At 42.0% G+C, this 20119-nt stretch carries 13 protein-coding genes; 4 read left to right on the top strand and 9 right to left on the bottom strand.

The genetic code is table 11. From position 1 onward, the window contains the following. Positions 1-68 precede the first annotated feature (68 nt). Entirely contained in the window at positions 69-425 is a 357-nt protein-coding gene (locus AC1DUD_RS08815) for a GIY-YIG nuclease family protein (RefSeq protein WP_330858928.1), read from the top strand. Here the strand turns inward: AC1DUD_RS08815 and msrB are convergent. Further along, positions 412-891 (bottom strand): peptide-methionine (R)-S-oxide reductase MsrB, encoded by a 480-nt coding sequence (gene msrB, locus AC1DUD_RS08810; protein WP_477373674.1) that lies wholly within the window; start codon positions 889-891, stop codon positions 412-414. The genes AC1DUD_RS08815 and msrB overlap by 14 nt on opposite strands. A 125-nt stretch (positions 892-1016) precedes the next feature. Continuing rightward, a complete protein-coding gene (locus tag AC1DUD_RS08805) occupies positions 1017-1586 on the bottom strand; it encodes a fasciclin domain-containing protein (protein WP_477373672.1) in 570 nt (189 codons plus the stop codon). Positions 1587-1677: 91 nt separating this feature from the next. Here AC1DUD_RS08805 and AC1DUD_RS08800 point away from each other — a divergent pair, with 91 nt between their 5' ends. Together AC1DUD_RS08800 and AC1DUD_RS08795 are read left to right on the top strand one after the other, a co-directional pair. Further along, the gene (locus AC1DUD_RS08800) at positions 1678-2679 is read left to right on the top strand and encodes a phosphotransferase enzyme family protein (protein ID WP_477373670.1); all 1002 of its coding nucleotides are present in this window, start codon (positions 1678-1680) and stop codon (positions 2677-2679) included. Between the two features lie 100 nt (positions 2680-2779). Beyond that, positions 2780-3694: a DUF6624 domain-containing protein gene (locus AC1DUD_RS08795; protein WP_477373668.1), complete on the top strand. Its 915-nt coding sequence runs from the start codon at positions 2780-2782 to the stop codon at positions 3692-3694. 60 nt (positions 3695-3754) lie between these two features. On the opposite strand, the gene AC1DUD_RS08790 is transcribed toward AC1DUD_RS08795, so the two are convergent. Further along, entirely contained in the window at positions 3755-6970 is a 3216-nt protein-coding gene (locus AC1DUD_RS08790) for a tolB protein precursor (RefSeq protein WP_477373666.1), read from the bottom strand. 113 nt (positions 6971-7083) lie between these two features. After that, positions 7084-9411, bottom strand: coding sequence for a penicillin-binding protein 1A (locus AC1DUD_RS08785; protein WP_477373664.1), 2328 nt, complete (start codon positions 9409-9411; stop codon positions 7084-7086). A gap of 249 nt (positions 9412-9660) precedes the next feature. Here AC1DUD_RS08785 and AC1DUD_RS08780 point away from each other — a divergent pair, with 249 nt between their 5' ends. Further along, positions 9661-10539: a polyphosphate kinase 2 family protein gene (locus AC1DUD_RS08780; RefSeq protein WP_477373662.1), complete on the top strand. Its 879-nt coding sequence runs from the start codon at positions 9661-9663 to the stop codon at positions 10537-10539. 64 nt (positions 10540-10603) lie between these two features. Here the strand turns inward: AC1DUD_RS08780 and AC1DUD_RS08775 are convergent, their stop codons facing one another. The 5 genes from AC1DUD_RS08775 to AC1DUD_RS08755 all read right to left on the bottom strand — a co-directional run bounded on the left by AC1DUD_RS08775 (position 10604) and on the right by AC1DUD_RS08755 (position 20040). Next, complete coding sequence (locus tag AC1DUD_RS08775; RefSeq protein ID WP_477373660.1) at positions 10604-10972, bottom strand: DUF4870 domain-containing protein; 369 nt, start codon at positions 10970-10972, stop codon at positions 10604-10606. Positions 10973-11092: 120 nt separating this feature from the next. Next, positions 11093-14140, bottom strand: a complete 3048-nt coding sequence (locus AC1DUD_RS08770) for a GH92 family glycosyl hydrolase (RefSeq protein WP_477373658.1) — start codon at positions 14138-14140, stop codon at positions 11093-11095. 294 nt (positions 14141-14434) lie between these two features. Continuing rightward, a complete protein-coding gene (locus AC1DUD_RS08765) occupies positions 14435-17572 on the bottom strand; it encodes an efflux RND transporter permease subunit (protein ID WP_477373656.1) in 3138 nt (1045 codons plus the stop codon). Between the two features lie 69 nt (positions 17573-17641). Next, entirely contained in the window at positions 17642-18745 is a 1104-nt protein-coding gene (locus tag AC1DUD_RS08760; RefSeq protein ID WP_477373654.1) for an efflux RND transporter periplasmic adaptor subunit, read from the bottom strand. A gap of 20 nt (positions 18746-18765) precedes the next feature. Further along, a complete protein-coding gene (locus AC1DUD_RS08755; protein WP_477373652.1) occupies positions 18766-20040 on the bottom strand; it encodes a TolC family protein in 1275 nt (424 codons plus the stop codon). Positions 20041-20119 lie beyond the last annotated feature (79 nt).

Genomic DNA, 20119 nt, shown 5'->3' with positions numbered 1-20119 from the left:
ATTTATTAGTAATTTTATGCTCATAAAGTTAGTAATAATTATCTGTTCACCAAATTTTTTATCATAAAATGAAACGTTTTGTTTATATCATTACCGACAGGAACCGTAAAAATCTGCATGTAGGCTTATGTTCTGACCTGATGAAAACCATCCAGTTTTACAGCGAAATGCCAACCTTGTTTTTTGACAATGCGCAGCAGCTTAACCGTTTGGTTTACTTTGAGGAGATCAATACCGAAGAGCAGGCTATGGAACGTTTTAAAGTGGTGAGCACTTATACCCGCCCGCAAAAAGAAAAAATGATCAGGGCTGTTAACGCCGATTGGATAGACCTGACCATTGGATTAAAATATGAGCAAGGTTTACGCGTAAGGCCACAACTGCGCCCGTCATTAAATGCAAACCGCAGGGTTATGGCTTTTTAATAAATTTTAAAGCTCCTGAGTTCATGCAATACCTTTTGCCGCCGCGGTCGGCAGGGCCATCATCAAATACGTGGCCGAGGTGTAAGCCTGTACTTTTCTCGATAACCTCGTCGCGGCTCATGCCGTAGCTGTTATCGGTAATTATTGCTACTTTTTTTGGGTCAACCGGTTTAACAAAACTTGGCCAGCCCGTACCGCTGTCAAATTTATCGCCGGAGCTGAATAATGTATCGCCGGTTGCAGCGCTTACGTAAATACCTTTTTCGTGATTATCCCAGTATTCATTGTGATATGGCGGTTCGGTACCGCTTTCAACCATAATGTGGTATTGATTGGAGTTAAGAGTTTTTTTCCATTCGGCAGCCGGTTTGCTCAGCTTACGTTTTGTATCCTGTCCATTGGTATTCTGGCATCCTACAGCTGTTAGGATGCTTAAAGCAATCATTGCTAAAATGAATATTTTCATAACCTGTTATGTTTTGGTGCTATCTTTGATTATAAAGGTTTCTTTTTTGATCATGTGAAACCTTTATATGTTAATAACTCAAATACGTAATTATATTATACCAGGATTGTCATTTAGCGGTCTGTTTATATTATCTTCTTTTTGGGCACCAGCACCTTGCTTACGAGGTGTACTATGCCATTGTTCTGCTTAATATCAAATTGGCTGATAGTACTTTTACCTCCATTGCCATCAATCAAAACTATATTGTTGTTGCTATCTATTTTAGCGAACAACTTGCCGCCTGAAAGTGTGGTGAATGTCGCTGTGCCTTTTCCTTTATTGATCTTTTTTTGAATGTCTCTTTCTTTTAGCTGCCCGGCAATGGCGTGATAAGCAACCAGATCGGTAAGTTCCCAAATATGTGCAGGTTTTGAAATTGAGTCGAACTTACCAGTTGGCATATTGGTGTAACCTTCATCAACCGGTACAAATATGGTGATAGGCCCCCGGCTGGTATAAGTACGGGAAAGGTTTGTTTTTTGAATGAAAATATAAAATGTGTGCGTGTTCGGAGCCAAGGATATATTTTTTACAATATCATTTGCAGGGAGCATAGTTGGCTCTGTCGTAGTGTTACTGCTTTTATTTACAGTTTGAGCCCGCAATATCGCCGGGCAAAATGCGGTAAACATAATTAGTAGTAACTTTTTCATAGTGTGCAGGTTATAAACTAAACATACAAAATATAAATAGGTTTTTGAAATGGTAGTTGGGTTGTAGATTATAAGCTACCTTTGTTTACCTATGAATATCTTCCCTACACAATACTCAACCTTATCCTCAAAAGCACTAAATATAAAACTTCAGAAGAGTTATGATTTAAGCAAAACCATTTGCCGGTTGTTGATTCGCAATGTAAGCGATACCTATGTTATTGAAAACGCAACGGAAAAATACATTTTCAAAATCTATAGGGATGCGCACCRTAAACTGGAGGAGATCAAAGGCGAGGTAGAGTTATTGAAGATCTTGTTTGAAAAGGGAGCAAAGGTATCCAGTCCCATCCCTGATAAAGATGGAGAAGTATTACAGGTTTTCAACGCTGCAGAAGGGACCCGGTATGGGGTTTTGTTTTCATGGGCACAAGGAGGTGTTGTTTATGCCATGAATGATCGGCAGCTTGAAACTGTGGGCAGGGAGATGGCTATAATACATAACATTACATCTTCAATCGAACTTAGCCATTATCGTAAGGAGTATTCTGTCAATACCATGATCATCGATGCGATTAAGATCATTGAACCTGCGTTTACCGGACTTGAGGAAGAGTTTGCCTATTTGAAGGATACTGCGGTTGATGTAATATCCCGATACAATCAGTTTAGTTCTGATTTCAGCTTCGGCTATTGTCATTATGACTTTCTCCCCAAAAACTTTCATTTTACTGAATCCGGGGATATCACTTTTTTTGACTTCGATTTTGCCGGGAAAGGGTTGTTGGCTAACGATATTACGTCCTTTTTTATTCACTACTTTATGGAAGTTACCTCCGGAAAGATTACAGAACAACAAGGGCGCGATGCATTTAAAACTTTTGTTGCTGCTTATCGTAAAGTCCGGTCATTGTCAAACGAGGAAATTAATGCCATCCCATATCTGGGCTTTGGCTTTTGGGTATTTTACCTGGGGTTTCAGTACGAAAATTTTGATGACTGGTCGAACCTCTTTTTCGGGCCAAAGTTTTTAAAGGATAGGGTGGCGCTGATTAAGAAATGGATGGAAACAGCACTTGTGTTGCTGCCATAGTTTTTTAGGCAACGGTTTGATGATGTTAAAATCTGTTAAAGTAAATAACAGGTTTAATTTAAACCCGATATTGTTTACATAAACCATAACTAAACCACCTATGTATCCATCCAAATTTTTGTCGCTTTGTATTTGTTTTACGGCTTTTGCCGGGTCCGGTTTTGGTCAAACAGGCTACAGGGCACAATTGAAACAAGCCGAGGATATTTATCACGATGGTAAGTATACGAAGGCTGCATTGACATATAGAGTGGCTTTTACAACCTATCCTGATTCGATCAAAGCAATGGATATTTACCGCTCAGCCCGAGCGTGGGCTCTGGGTGGTAAGACAGACTCGGCTATGATACAATTGAATACTGCTGTACAGATATATAAATTCAATAAGTACGGTATGCTGATGGCTGATGCTGATTTCGTCAGTCTCCATCGGCACGAAGGTTGGGAGAGTCTCACTGTAGAAACCAATAAAAATATGAAAGCTGCCTATACACCTCTGCAGCGCGAGTTACAACAAATTAAAGATGACGACCAGCGATACAGGCGACAGGCTAAGGATATTGTTAAAACAAAAGACACAATTGAGTTAAAGAAGCTCGAGAGGCAGATGTTTGCAGCAGATTCCATGAACCTTGTGAAAGTAAGAAATATATTGGATACGCGCGGCTGGCCTGCATATAGTGAAATAGGTGATCTGTATGCAGCATTGTTTTTAGTGATACAACACGCCGATCTAAATATCCAGATAAAATATCTGCCAATGATCAGAGAAGCCCAGAAAAAAAATGATATTGACCCCGAAAGTGTTGCAATGTTAGAGGATAGGGTTGCTGTTGGGCAAGGAAGGAAACAGTTGTATGGTAGCCAGTTAGAGTATGATCCTAAAAGCCGTGCTTACATAGTTTCCCCGATAGCTGATGAAGCACATGTAAATGAGCGCCGTGCAAAAGCAGGGATGATCCCTTTGGAGGAATATCTTAAACAAATGGGGGTAAATTATTCGCCTGTTAAATAAAATAAAACAACAAAAGCGGCTTTAAAGTCGCTTTTGTTGTTATTGGGAAAGTCGAATACACTACCAGCCCGGTGTAAAGCCTAACCCAAACAAAGGTTTTTTAACGTCGCTGCGGTTAAACGGAACGGCAAGGTAAGGCTCCAGTATAAATGCCCCAAAAACGTTGATACGTAAGGAGATACCTGCGCTCAATGCCGGTACACGGCCATAAATATTTTGAGTGGTTACATTTCCGCTATTGTCAACAACATCTTGCTGACCAATTACCGGCGGATCTTTCTGGAAATAGATATGATCGCCGGAATTCCAGGCTAAGCCCGCATCAAAAAATAAGTTAAGATCGGTAAACAGGAATTTGGATTTGATTGCCGCTAATTTTTCGGGACCGGTAAACGGCAAACGTACCTCAAAATTAAACACAGCTAAGCGGCTTCCGGATAATTGATCAATAGTGAAACCATTGGTTGTGGCTTTGCCGTTATTATAAAATGTTTGGCCTTCGTAACCCCTGATATAAAAAGGATAACCCACAAATAATGGATAAAGCCCTTTATCATCACCAAAACGGCCGGTAGCAAAGAACCTGGCAGCAAAGGTAACCGGAGCGGTACGTACGTATTTTCTTACATCAATAGTTGGTGAAAAGAACCGGTAAGTACCAAAGTTATAACCGGCTTCCAGCCTGTATCTGAAACCGTTCAAGGGCGCCGTAACACCAAAAAATGAGTTGTCGCCAATTAAAGCAGTTGATACGGTTAAAATGGAATATGCTTTTAAGTTATAGAAATAAGTAGAGCCGTAATTTTGATTAAGGGTTGCTGATTCTTCGTCATTCGGGATCTTTTTCCTGTCGGAGTTTATGTAGTTACCTATATTAACTTGTTGTTTACCATTAACTACTGTTGTGTCGAGCAGATAGGAATCGCTGTAACGGTCAACGCGATAATAGTTATGAGAGGCTGCTCCACTTACTTCAAAACGTGTGGTTTTTGAGATAGGATAGGAGGTGAACACCCTGCCGGCATCTTCAAAATTGCGGATAATGTCGATATTGTCGGAATAAACCGTCTGATTTTTACCGCCCACATTTTTTACCGGGTAAGTAACCGTATTGAAACCGAATTGGTAGGGGATGTGTGATACACCAACACCAAGATTCCAGCGGCCGGTTTGGTTTACGTAGGTTACGGCAGCACCCGAATCATAGATCTGCCCGTTTACCGACGCGGCGGCGAAGATCTGGTTTCGGCCTAAAATATCGCTGAATACACCCTGGATTCCGCTTGAAAGGCTTGTGCCATAAAAGTTACTTACGCCAACTCCAATACCACTACCGGCAAGGTAATCGAGTTTGAATTTTGAGCGGAAAGGAATGGCTTTTACCGAATCAGTTGGGATTTTGCGGTAGGCTAAAAAATTATTCAGGTTTGAGTTGATCAGGTCTACACCTACCGAACGATTTGGGGGCAGGGTTCCTGCTGCAAAGTTAACGTCACCGGGTTGCACTACAACCGGGGTAAAGTCGGATGCTTTAGCATTATAGATAGAATATTTTTGTGCGCGGTAATATGAATAAACTACATCATCATGATTGGAAATACTTAATGCCGGAGAATATTCTGTAATGCCCGAAATACCAGTAAACAGGTTTGTCATTTGTTCTATCTGACCGGAAGCTATGGTGAACCGATAAAGGTTGCGAAAACCGTCGCGGTTTGACAAGAAATAGATCTGTTTACCATCTGCCGAATATTGCGGGTTCAGGTTGTTAGCTCCATTAAAGATTTTTATGTCGGTTACTTTTCCTGTTGCCAGGTCAAGCTCTGCGAGGTTGAAAGGAATATCCTGCTCCAATGATTGATCGTAAGTACTTCTATCGCTCGAAAAAATGATCTTTTTACCATCAGGCGAGTAGCTTGGCTGGTAATCAGAATATTTATCATTGGTAAGTTGGGTGATCTTTTTGGTGTCGAAGTTATAAGAATATAAATCTCCTTGTCCTTCAACCAATCCCTGAAAAACCATATCCTTACCATTTGGCGACCACGACAGGTTACTGAACTGGCCTACCTGTTCCATAGAAATGTCATCAATTACATTGCCGCTTTTCAGATCAACCACATCGAGCCTGTTACGCCCTTTGCTAAATACACTGAACGCGAATTTAGTTCCATCCGGCGACCATGCACCCGCAGATTCAATAAAGTTGAACTCATCAATATGCGTGTTGGATACTTTACTCGTGAGCTTTCGTATTATACGCCCGGATTTGGCATCAGCCAGGTAAAGATCAATGCTGAACAAACTTTTGGCAGATAGAAAAGCCACATACTTACCATCGGGACTAACAGAAGGTGCAACGACAAGGTCGCCGCCGTTTTTACTATCAATCAGTTTAATACCTTTCGGTGTCTGGGTAGTATCTTTTAGAAAAGGTTTGTAAGTAGCCTCGATAGAGTTTTTCCAAAGACGGGAAAGTGTGCGGTCGTCATACCCAAACGTACGCCTGATGCCATATTCCAAGCCGAATTTGGCGGCGTTTTTAAAGAAGGGCACTATAACGGTATCGCCATAAGTTGAACCAATGAACGACCAGAAAGCCTCGCCATAACGGTATGGAAAATACTTGCTGCTTTCGGTTAGGTCGCGAACAGTAGGGATATCATGGTTCAGATAAGCGTCGCGCATCCACATAGCTGTGTAGGTGTCCTTTTTACCTAATGAAAGGTATTCGGCCATACCCTCAATCATCCAAAGCGGAATGTTGTTTATATTTTCATATTCGGACGAATCATGACCCATTAGCAAGCGATACTGGAAAGCGTGTACCAACTCGTGACCTATTACGTGCCTCGTGGTTTGGTTGGTTTCCATTACAGGCATTACTACCCGGTTTTTAAGGCCTTCGGTAACACCGCCTGTACCTACGCTGATTTCGCCATCGATAGCTGTGGTTTGTTGAAAATCAGGATGATTAGCGTATAGGATTATTGGGTTGGCATGTTTAAAGGTATCCCTGAAAACCTGTTGGTGCAGGGTATACCAAAGCTCACTTTCCTGGGCAAAGCGTTTCACCATACTATCATTTTTCAGGTAATAGTAAATCTCGAAGTGAGGGGTTTTATAAACGTTAAACTTAAGGTTTTTGTACCTTACCTTGTTTTGGCCAAAATATTGCGCCTTTACATTGGTGCTAATTAACAGCGAGCCAACAAAACAAATAAAGATAATGGTGTGCTTTTTAACTCTATTGAAAAGTGAGTAAACTTTATTCATATATTATTTAACTAAATAGATATGGCTAATTTAATAAAATAAGGTTGTTCTTAATTCAAAAAACAACCTTATTCATTTTCTCTTCACTTATGAAAAATAGCGCCTCTACCCATTTATCGCTGGTTAGCCGGCGTGCTTTCCGGGTTTTCCGGATTGTTTTCCTGTACAGGTGTTACGCCTGTTGTATCAATAGGGTTGCTTAAGCTATCTGTTGATGTTGTGTCTTCTTCAATATGCGGCGACGGGCAGTTATAAGTCTTAGTGATCTTGGTCCACGGTTTTGGGAATGGCCCATAAGTATACCCTAACGATTTATCAGCATAAACCCTTTCCATAAAGCTGCCGAAAATAGGTAAGGCTGTGTGTGAGCCTTCACCGGTTTCTGAAGTAGTAAAGTGTACCGAGCGGTCATCAGCTCCAACCCAAACACCCGTTACCAGGTCCTTAGTGATACCCATGTACCATCCGTCTACATAGTCAGACGATGTGCCGGTTTTCCCGCCTATCTGGTTGTCTTTTTTCCAAAGGCCATTGTATTCCCAAAGTGCTTGAGAAGTACCGCCTGGTTCTTCCATACCTCCGCGGAACATGTAAAGCATGAGCCATGCGGTTTCTTCACTTAATACTTTTTCGGTCTTAAGTTTAAATTCCTGTATTACATTACCCTGCTGATCGGTGATCTTTGTAACCAACAAAGGATCAAGTTTTTCGCCTTTGTTTAAGAAAGTACTGTATGCCCTAACCATTTCATAAACCGAAACATCGTTTGATCCCAATGATACTGATGGTACTGATTTTAAAGGGCTTTCAATGCCGCAACGGTGGGCGTATTCTACAATTTTATCCCAGCCTACTTTTTCGGTTAGCTGTGCCGTAATAGAGTTTACAGATTTGCCCATGGCCCAGCGTAGGGACATTTCACGATAGGAGAAATGGAAATCGGCATTGTTGGGTTCCCAAACTTTGTCTTCGCCGTTGTCTTTGTATTTGATAGATACCGGTTTGTCGGTAAACTTATCGCAAGGGGTAAAACCGTTGTCAAGTGCGGTAAGGTAGGCAAATGGCTTAAAGGTCGAACCCGCTTGCCTGCGGCTTTGATTTACGTGGTCGTAATTAAAGAAACGGTGATCAACACCGCCTATCCAAACTTTTATTTTACCGGTTGATGGCTCCAGGGTCATCATACCTGTATTAAGGATTTTGGCGTAATATTTAATGGAATCTATGGTCGAAAAAGTAGTGTCCTGTTCACCATGCCAGGTAAACACCTTCATCCTTTTCCTGGTTTTAAAGTAATCCTGGATCTTTACCGTGTCCCCACTGTATTTCTTATCGAGTAGCTTGTAAATAGGTAATCTTTGCTCGTTTTTCAGAATGAAATCTTTGATCTCAACGCCTTTTGAATCACGCCATGGGTTTTTGTTTCCCCAAAGATTATAGAAGCGTTTTTGCAGCATTTTCATTTTTTCGGCAACGGCCTCTTCGGCATATTGCTGCATCTTTGAGTCGATGGTGGTGTAGATCTTTAAGCCATCCTCATAAAGGTTATAATCATTGTCCTTACACCACTTATCCAGCCATTTTTCAACCGCACGGCGCAGGTATGAATCGCCATGAGAGTCATCTTCAACATAGCTCAGGTCAAGCGCGAGCGGCAACGCTATGTTACTTTTATATTGATCGGCAGTGAGGTACTTGTATTTCTCCATCTGCCCCAAAACGGTATTACGCCTTTCGGTAGCACGCTGCGGGTTTTTGATTGGGTTGTAGCTCGATGTAGCCTTAAGCATGCCGATCAATAATGCCGATTCGGCCGGATTTAAAGCGCCCGGCTGCTTATTGAAATATTTTAATGATGCTGTTTTGATGCCATAGGTATTATTGCCGAATGGTACGGTATTGAAATATAGCGTTAGTATCTGCTGTTTGCTGTAAACGTGCTCAATTTTAAAGGCGGTAAGCCATTCCTTACACTTATAAACAACGGTGCGCAGCACCGGGATATGCTTAATAATACCCTGCGATTTCTTTTTACGCGTTTCGAAAAGGTTTTTGGCTAATTGCTGGGTAATGGTACTTGCACCGCGCCTGTCTCCCTTAGCTGTTGACAGTACGCTGGTGAAAAAAGAGTAAAAATCCACACCACCATGACTGTAAAAGCGTGCATCCTCAGTAGCTACAAGGGCATTTACGAGGTTAGGGGAGATCTCTTTAAACTCGATGGGTGAGCGATTTTCCTTGTAATACTGGCCTATCAGCTTGCCATCGGCTGTATAAACTTCTGATCCTACCGAAAGTACGGGGCTTTTAATATCCTGCATGTCAGGAGAATATCCGAAAAGCCCAAGGAAGTTAAGTTCTATCGAACAAAAAAAGATGATAATGAAGTATATTAATATGACGAAGTATCTTAAAAAACGATTGCGTATACGTCTGAACATTGGGTAAAGATGAAAAATTATGACACTATATCATAGTGTGTTTAACAAATATAAACAACGTAAAATGGACAGTTAAATTTTAGGTTAACACTGGCATAATACATATTTATGATGTGCAAAGTACACAATAAATAAATCAAAAGCAGTTTGGATATAAAAAATCACTTTTTGCTGATTTCGGTGCGTGTTTCACACAAGATTGCTAAAACTTTATCATGCTTTTTGTACTTTGTACAGATATCTATTCATATGAAAAGTTTGACAGAACAATTCAAAGTAAACAGCAATACAAAATTTTCGTTAGGCGATTATGATCCTGAATTTAGCGATGGGTATAAAAAAGAAGAAGCGGAAGCAGTACTAACTAAGTTAATCGAAGAAACTTCTAAATTACAGGCCCAGCTTTATGCCTCGAACAGTTTTTCATTGCTCATCATTTTTCAGGCTATGGATGCCGCCGGGAAAGACAGTGCTATAGCGCATACCATGTCGGGGCTGAACCCGCAGGGCTGCCAGGTTTATAGTTTCAAACAACCGGGTACCGAAGACTATGACCACGATTTTTTATGGCGGCATTATAAGGCCCTGCCCGAAAGAGGACGCATCGGCATCCATAACCGATCTCACTACGAAAACGTGCTGATAGTTAAAGTGCATCCTGAACTCGTTTTGAAAGAGAATATTCCGGAGATAAAACAGGTAGAAGATATTGACAAAAAGTTTTGGGATCAGCGGTATGAGAGCATCCGTGATTTTGAAAAACATATTCATCACAGCGGTACCGTTGTGATGAAATTTTTCCTTAACGTTTCTAAACAGGAACAAAAGGAGCGGTTTTTAAAACGAATAGACAATCCCGAAAAGAACTGGAAATTCCAGGCCAGTGATATTGCAGAGCGGGAGCATTGGGGGGAGTACATGGACGCATATGAAAAGGCTATTGGTGAAACTTCCACAGACGAAAGCCCCTGGTACGTTATCCCTGCTGATAAGAAGTGGTTTACGCGCATTGCCATCTCAACTATTATCCGGGATACCTTAAAAGAGTTGAAACTGGAGTTCCCTGTGCTACCTAAGGAGGAAATGGAAAAACTACAGGAAGCTAAAAGGATATTAGAAAAGCAATGACGATGTATTAAGACTTACGAAGTTTTTAAAACTTCGTAAGTCTGGCTTATACTTTGTTAAAATCTTAAATGCCTGAAAACATATTTTGTGCAGGCTCGCCGATAAGTGGCATTGGTTTCTTTTCTCCATTAATGGCACCAATTAGGCCAATGAGCCAGATAACTAAAAACCCCAGGCGTATTATCCAAATAATGGATACGCCAATAAATACGCCGGATGTTATAAAGGCCATGCCTATAATAAAACCGGCAACCCATGAAACCACTATTGAAGCAAGATGAAACAATAAGGTTTGTCTTAACTGGTAAGCTGCCAGAGGCGTTTTATTGTTGGTGTACAAAGCAAAATAGGCTATAAGCCAGCCAATAAGTGTAAAATAACTGATAATGCCGGCTGTTTTGCCGTCATCACTTGTCGGTTTGTAATTTTCCATGTGTGGTAAAGTTTTTTGTATAAAGCTAACTATTTAAAAATGAAATGGTTTTATTCATTTTTAAATGACGGCTCATAACTGGCTTATTCATTGCACATCTGAAATCTGCACATCAAAACATTACTCCACCGTTATCTCATCAGCAAAAATGTACGACTGACTGCCCTTGTTCTCATGCCAGTCGGGTAGTGGGCCATATTGTTTGGCTATCAGTTTGATATAGCGGGCATTGGTATTGAGCGGCGCTGTAAATTCCTGGGTTTGTACGTTAGTATCTTTGATGTCGACTTCGGTGTTAACGGTAGTTGCCAGTTTATAAGTTTTGCCATCGTTGGATGTCCAAAACTGCACGTATTTCGGGAACACAATCCACGCACGGCTATCTTGCAATGTGCTGATGCTGATTTGTTTTATTGGCTTAATAACGCTCATATCAACAATGGCAATAAAATCTTTGCCCTGGTAGCCCTGCCAGTTGCCTAAGCGCCAGTTGGTGGTGCCGTGTTGGCCGTCAATCAGCGATTCATCCCCTTTGGCTGCGTAGTTTGGCAGGTATTTGTTCAATATGGTTAGCTTGATATCATTACGGAGTTTGATGAAACTGGCCTCATCAACAAAGCTGCTTTTACTATCCTTTATAGCGATAGCTTTCACCGTAATATTATCACTAATATTAATAGGCTGGGTGTATGGGTTTGAAGCTGCGGTAGGAGCAGAGCCGTCAAGTGTGTAATAGATTTTAGCATCGGCGTCCTGGTCTTTTATCTGGATGCTGAATGGCTGTTTAAATGATTTGGCGGGTGCAATGATATATGGATTAGGTACAATAAGGTTATCGGCGATCTTTGAAACGGGCTTTTCCAAATCCTGGGTAAAGATCTTATTAGCCAGCCTGCCGGTAAATACTTCGAAATCACCGCCTTTATTAATGTCATCGTAATTGATAAAAAGCTTGCTGTACACCTTTTTATCAAGGTTCATGCCCTGCAGGTAGATATTACTACGGGTAATGCCTGCACCGGGGTTAATAATGCTGAATTTTTTGCCGTTTTCCAGGTTGATCACTGCCTTATCAAACTGAGGGATCCCGATCTGGAAATCTTGCTGACCGGGCGCAATGTTGTAAATGCCTAACGAACTCATCACATACCAGGCTGACATTTGTCCGCAATCCTCATTCCCTGCTAAACCGTCGGGTTTGTTGCTGTATTCCTCTCGTAAAATGCGGCTTACGTAAAACTGGGTTTTATCCGGCGAATCGCTGAAGTTGTACAGGTATGCCATGTGATGGCTTGGTTCATTGCCATGGGCGTACTGACCTATCAAGCCACTGACATCCGGAATGTCATTGCCACTCAATTTTGATTTTGTGCTGAACAGTTCGTCAAGCTTGTTTTCAAATGATTGCCTGCCGCCCATTTTTTCAATAAGGGTTTCTACATCATGAGGCACCAAAAACGAATATTGCCAGGAATTACCTTCGGTGTAGTTGCCATTGATCTCGGTAGGGTCAAAAGGCTCGAGCCAGCCGCCGTTTGCACGGGCCTGCATAAAGGTATTCTGGTTGTTGAAAACGTTTTTCCAGTATTGGGCACGCTGAATGTACTGGGTATAGTCATCGGTTTTGTTCAGCATTTTGGCCATTTGCGCTATGCACCAGTCGTCATAAGCATATTCCAATGTTTTGGATACAGAGGCATCTTCCACATCCGATTGTACTGCTCCGTTTTTACGATAATTATCAAGCCCAAACTGGTTGCGGTTTACGGCGGCCTTCATAGCGGTGAATGCTTTTTCGGCATCGAAATCCCGGATTCCTTTAGCGTAGGCATCTACTATAACCGGGATAGAATGATTGCCGATCATACAATAGGTTTCGGTAGTGGCAAGCGGCCATATCGGTAGCAAACCTCCCTGATCATACATCGCCATAAAACTCTTGATAAAGTCGAGCGTGCGTTTACGATCTATCAATGTTAATAGTGGGTTTTCGGCCCGGAAGGTATCCCATAATGAAAATACGGTATAATAATCAAATCCCTGCGCGGTATGTACCTGCTGATCCATGCCGCGATATTGCCCGTCTACATCACTGTAAATGCTTGGCGCAACCATGCTGTGATATAGTGCGGTATAAAAGATGGTTTGCTTTATTTTGGCGTAATCGGGTTGTACTACTTTTTTTGCAGGAGGGGAATAGCTATATGGCCCGGTGCCGCCTACCGCTTGAGTTTGTGAAGACGGGGCTGGGGCACCACCCTCAACCTGAATTTTGTTGAGCTCATGGTTCCAGGCTATTTTGGCGTCCTTCTGGATCTTTTTAAAGTCGAAATCGGAAACTTCCGTGTCCAGGTTTTTTAAAGCGCCCTCAGTACTTACAGCTGAAATGCCTACTTTGCTGATAATCTCACCGGGGTTATCAAACTGCAAAAATAGCTTGACGTTTTTACCCTGGACTTTGCTTTGCCCATTTTGTACCTCATTATTTAATGCGATACCATAGGTTTTAAAAGGCTTTGAAAATTTAGCGTAAAAATACACTTGCTGCTTATCGGCCCACGATTTTGACATGCGGAAACCCCGTACCTCATGATCGTTCACTACTTCTATCCATGAATCCAAAACCTCATCGCGGTGCTGCAAGTCGATGATGATATTAGCCTTATCGGTTGATGGATAAGTATAACGGTGTACGCCAACACGGGTGGTTGCGGTTAGCTCAACGCCGATGTTATATTTATCAAGCAGTGTTTTATAATAACCGGGCGTAGCACTCTCGTTCTTTTTGCTAAAGTGGGAGCGGTATTCGGTATTTTTAAATTTAGGGTCGCCGGTGGTAGGCATGAACAATACATCGCAATAATCGGGTACACCGGTTCCGCTGAGGTGGGTGTGCGAGAAGCCGTAAACCAAACTATCGGTATAATGATAGCCTGAACAGCCATCCCAGCCTTCCAGTCGTGTATCAGGGCTGAGCTGTACCATACCAAAAGGCATTACCGGTCCTGGATAAGTATGCCCATGCCCGCCTGTACCAATAAATGGGTCAACCAGTTGGGCGTAGTCTTTATCCTTTTCTTTTTTCTTTTGTGCCGATGATAAAAAAGGCAGAGCGAGCAACAAGGCGACCGGTAAAGCAGAACGGAGTACGGGCTTTATAAATGACATATTATTAAAAACCAATTATATGATTTGAATGTGCACAAATTACACTAATTAACACGAATATTTACTAACTGGTACGGTCTCTATTTATTACCTGATTGAACGAAATAAATAGCAACGGTGTGAAGAATGCATAACCCCAAAACGTCATTGCGAGGAACGAAGCAATCCCAAACTATGCAGAGCGACTCTGTAAGTAGGGGATTGCTTCGTTCCTCGCAATGACGACTTGTTAAATTTTATTAGAACAACTAATTCGTGAAATTCGATTTAATTCGAAATAATTAGTGTTCAATCTTATCCTTTTATCATACCCACCTTTTTCAGCAGCTTACGGTTTTCACGGCGGTGAATTAAACGGTAAACTATAGCGTAAATGATAGGCAATATTAGTAAGGTTAGTACAGTTGAAGTTACCAGGCCACCAATTACTACGATAGCCAGCGGTTTTTGTGTTTCGGAGCCGATGCCTGTTGAAATTGCTGCCGGCATCAAACCGATGGCAGCCATCAGCGCGGTCATCACCACCGGGCGAACACGCGATATTACACCTTGCATAATAGCTTCATCAAGGTGCATCTTTTCTTCAATGTTTTTCTTGAACACTGAGATCAGGATTACACCATTTTGAATACAAACACCAAACAAGGCAATGAAACCGATACCTGCCGAGATACTGAAGTTAGTGCCGGTAATATGCAGCGCTAAAATACCACCTATGAGTGCAAACGGTACGTTAAGGATAACCAACACAGCATCTTTGGCGTTGCCGAAAGTAATGAACAGGATAAGGAATATCACCAACAAACAGATAGGCACTACGTGTGCTAAAGTATTTGATGCCCTGATCTGGTTTTCGAACTCGCCGTTCCAGGTAAATGAATAGCCCTGATCAAGTTTTACAGCAGCGCCTACTTTTTCCTGGGCTTCGGCAATGGTACTACCTAAATCGCGACCACGTACCGAGAATTTTACGGCAATGTAACGCATGTTGTTATCACGGTAAATAAACGCCGGACCGGTAAGTGTGGTGATCTTTGAAATTTCCTTAATAGCAATTTTTGAGCCATTTAAGGTAGGTACCATTAGGTTTTCGATTTTACCTTGAGTATCCCTGTACTGTTTCTGATAACGGATCCGGATATCAAATTTACGCTCGCCTTCATAAAGCTGTGAAGCCGCTTTACCGCCTATAGCCATCTCAATAACTGAGTTAGCATCGGCAGTAGATACACCGTAAAGGGCCATCTTACGCTGATCAAGCTCAATCCTGAACTCTGGCTGGCCAAGGTTGCGAAGGATACCAAGATCTTCAACACCCTGTATTTTTTTAAGAACGGCCATTACCGAATCGGCCTTTTGATCGAGCACCTGGAAATCAGGACCGAATATTTTTACCGCCATGGATGCAGGTACACCTGCAACTGCCTCGGCAACGTTATCAATAATAGGCTGCGAATAATTAAATACAATGCCCGGAAACTGGCTTAATTTCTTGTCCATCTCAGCTATCAGCTCTTCCTGGCTGATACTGCGTTTCCATTCCTTTTTAGGCAGAAGGTCAACCTGGATCTGTACGTTAAAGAAGCCTTTAGGGTCGGTGCCGTCATTGGTACGGCCCACCTGCGATAGGGTTTGTTTTACCTCAGGGAAAGTTGACAGGATCTGCCTCATTTTATCTGTAACCTTTACCGAGCTTTCCAGTGAAGTACTCATCGGCAATTGCGCGGTTACCCAAAGGGCTCCCTCGTTAAGCTGCGGCAAGAACTCTGAGCCTAAAAACTTAGCAGAGAAGAAGGTAACCGACATAAAGGCTACCGCTACAATGAGGCTTAGTTTTTGATTACGGTAAGTATAGCTGAACATACGGCGGATACCCTTTTCAAAAAAGATCACTACCGGGTTGTGTTTTTCTTTTACATTTTTATTAAGCAAAATACTTGAAAGGGCGGGTACCAGGGTAAGTGTAAATATCAATGCACCCACCAGGGCAAAGCCTAAAGTGTAAGCCAGCGGAGAGAACATTTTACCTTCAACTTTTTGGAAAGCGAAGATCGGCACCAAACAGGTAAGGATGATCAATTTGGAGAAGAAGATAGCTTTACCCATCTCAGCACCTACATTCTTGAACAAGCCAAGCTTGGCCAGCCCGTTGAATTTTTGCATGCCTACTTCCTTTGCCCGGTGATCGAGCGCGACAAAAATCCCCTCAACCATTACCACCGCACCATCTATGATGATACCAAAGTCGACTGCACCCATGGAGAGCAGGTTGGCGCTCATGCCCTTCAGTCGTAAGCAGATAAAGGCAAATAGCAAAGCCAGCGGAATGATGATAGCTACAATAAGCGTTGTACGCCAATCGGCCATGAAGAGGAACACAATTACCGTTACCAGGATAATACCCTCGCACAAATTGTGGATAACTGTTTCGGTACAAAAATCCATCAGGTTTGTACGGTCGTAAAAAGTGGAGATCTTTACATCCGCAGGTAATACACTTTTATTAAGGTCAACAACTTTTTGGTTGATAAGCTTTAATACCTCGGCAGGGTTTTCACCTTTGCGCATTACCACAATGCCTTCAATAACATCGTTGTTTTTATCGCGGCCAACCTGCCCCAGGCGCGGTAAACCTCCTTCTTTAATTTCGGCAATATCGCGGGCCAGGATAGGCACGTTATTTACGTTCTTAATAATGATATTCTGAATCTCATCAATATTATTGATCAAGCCTATACCACGTACAACATAAGCCTGGTCATTTTTTTCGATGATATCACCACCCACGTTAATGTTACTGCGATTAAGGGCGGTGTAAACATCAAGTGAGGTAAGGCCATATTTTTGTAATAACGATGGGTTTACGCTTACTTCATAAGTTTTTTCCTCGCCGCCAAAGCTGTTAACGTCGGCTACGCCCGGAATTGATTTAAACTGGCGGTCAAGCACCCAATCCTGAATGGCGGTAAGGTCATGTAGTGATTTGGTATGGCTTTTTAACGTATAGCGGAAAATCTCGCCTGTTGGGCCGTATGGCGGCTCAACTTCGGGTTTAACACCATCCGGTAAATCAGCATTGCCAAGACGGCTCAATACCTGCTGACGGGCAAAGGCATCGTCAACATCATCATCAAAAATGATGCGGATATATGATAAACCAAATGATGATGTAGTACGAAGGTTAGCCTTTTTTTGTACCGAGTTTAAAACAGTTTCCATTGGGATGGTAACCATTTTTTCCATCTCTTCGGCACTGCGGCCCGGCCATTGGGCTATAATGATGATCTGCGTATTGGTAACGTCAGGAAAAGTCTCAATAGGGGTGTTGGTATAGCTCCACACACCCAAAACTACCAATACCAGTGTCATAAAGAACACGAAGTAACGGTGCCTGAGCGAGAAGTATATGATATTTTTGATGAACTTGTTCATTGTAGTCTTTGTAATTTAAAAACGTAAATGCCCGGTTAAAAAGCCAGGCAAAGTTTACTTACCTGCCTGTTAGTTATTGCCGGCAATGGCATCATAAAAAAGCAGCTGGTTTTTCGATATGATCTTATCACCCGCCTGCAATCCTGATGATATATATGTGGTATCTTCAACTGTTTTTATAACTCCTACTTCACGCACTTTCAGGTCATCTTTACTATTGTACACTACTACAAAGTTTTTGCTGTTGTCATAAACAACGGCTTTGGCCGGTATAGCAACCGACTGTGCTTTTTCGCTGTTGGCTATGATCACGCTGGTAAACATCTCCGGTTTAAGCAGCATGCCATCGTTAGGTAATACTATCTTGATCTTCAATACCTTGTTGTCAGGATCAAGTACAGAGCTAACCGCATCAACTTTGCCTGTAAATACCTTATCAGGATAAGCAATAGTGGTAACCTTTGCAGTATAACCGACTTTAACACGGCTAATGTCAGACTCGAACACATTTGCCCATATCCACACATCTTTCATGTTGGAGATGGTGAACATGCTGTTATTATTATCCGGGCGGATATAACCACCTGCTGTAATATTTTTTTCAACTACGAAACCACTTTCAGGCGCTTTGATCACCAGGGTACCACCCGGGCTGGTGTTGCCGCCACCATTGATGGCAATTTGGTCTTTAACCTTGATGTAAGCAGCCTCGGCCTTATTATAGTTCTCTTTAGCCTCTGTATAATCACGTTCGCTTGAGATGCCGTTCTTGTACAGGTATTCTGCCTGTTCAAGCTGACGTTTGTAAATAGCAAGGTCTGATTTTGATGAACTCAAATCAGTATAATTGCCAGCAACGTCAGCACTGCGCACAATAGCCAATGTTTGACCTTTGCTCACTTTATCGCCAAGCGAAACTTTTACATCCAGTACCTGCCCGCTTGAAAAAGGGAATACTTTAACAACGGTGTTGTCATCGTATGAAACTTCGCCCGAAAGGGTAAGCTCATTTTTTATGGTAGCTATCTTGGCGGTATCGATAGTGATAATTTTTGCCATCGAATCGCTCACAGTTACCTGTTTGTTTTCGACAGCAGGAGGGGTTTTGCCTTTACAAGCAGCAAGCAATAGTAAAGCTGAGAGGCCGGAAAACAGCGTTTCTCTTTTCATCATAGTAAGTCTTAAAAAGTTAGTCAGGATTTTATTACGGTTGTGCCAACAGCAAAATTGAGGTCGGCAATAGCTTTTTGCAGGTTAAATTGCTGCTGCAATATTTTTAGTTTAGTATCCTTATAGGTGTCAAAAAAATCAACAAACTCAACAAGGCTTATCTGGCGCTGCTGGAAACTCTTAAGCATAGCGCCGAAGAGTTTATCATACTGCTCGTTAAATGTGATCTGTTGGGTTGAAAACAACTGAATGTTCAATTTATATTGATTAACAGCTGCAACTACATCGTTTTTAAGCTGAAACTCACTTTGTTTTAAAGTGCTTTCCTGGCTTTTGATATTATACTGTGCCGATTTGATATTGCCCTGGTTACGGTTAAACAAGGGTATCGGAAAACCGATCTGTAAGCCATAGTAGTGCGGGGCGTAGCTGCTGTTCTGATCGTACGAAACGCCTAAGGTAACATCAGGTACCGCAAGTGCTTTCTGATAAGCAAGGTTATGGGTAGCCGAACTTAACTGGTATTGGTTTGACAGATAATCGGGCCTGTTGGTTAAGGCCTGAGTTATCAGCGACTGCACATCAAGATCAGCGGTTTCAGTTGGTTTGGCGTTTATGATAGGCTGTACAAAGGTAGTTTCTTTAGTTTGCAAAAGCGTTTTAAGCTCTGTTTGCAGATCATTGATTTGGCGGTTATTCTCAACCATGTCATTCTGTAGGCCAAATAGCAGGGCTTTCAAACGGATGAGATCCTTTGCAGAAGTGTTGCCTACATCAAATGATTTTTGAATAGCGTTAACCAGATCGGTGGCCGCTTTGATTTCGTTTTGGTAAACCGCCTGCTGCGCGTTCAACGAACCCAGCTGACTGAAATCAAGCTGAAGGTTGTAGCGCAGGTTGCGCATCAGGTCGTTAAACGCAGCTTCCTGAACCTTGGCATCATCTTCGGCTACTTTTACCTGTTTGCCGCGTTTGCCGGCGGTAGTAAATACCTGGTTTAGCTGAACAAATACTTGTCCACCGCCATTGGAGTGGTTAAAAAATTTGTTGGTGCTGCCGTCATGAATATTCTGATCGGTGCTTAGAGTTGGGTTATCCCATAGTTTAGCTTGTTGAATGAGCGCCTTTGAGGCATCAACATTATACTTTTGGGCAAGCAGGCTCAGGTTATTTTCAATGAACTGTTTTTCAGCGTCAGGGAAATTGATCTTTAACGTATCTGTTTGTGCTTCGGCCTTTTGTGTTAGTAAACTAAAAAATAACGGTGATATAAATAGCAGGGATTTTATAGTACGCATGTTTCCTTCTTCAATTCTACATTACAAAAATTCAAAACGGTTATGAATTTTGTATGAAGTGAGGAAAAACTAATGGTAG

Source organism: Mucilaginibacter sp. P4_A11 (genome assembly GCF_056402535.1).
Note: the sequence above shows the minus strand (reverse complement) of the source record. Positions and strands in the feature narration are given on the sequence as shown.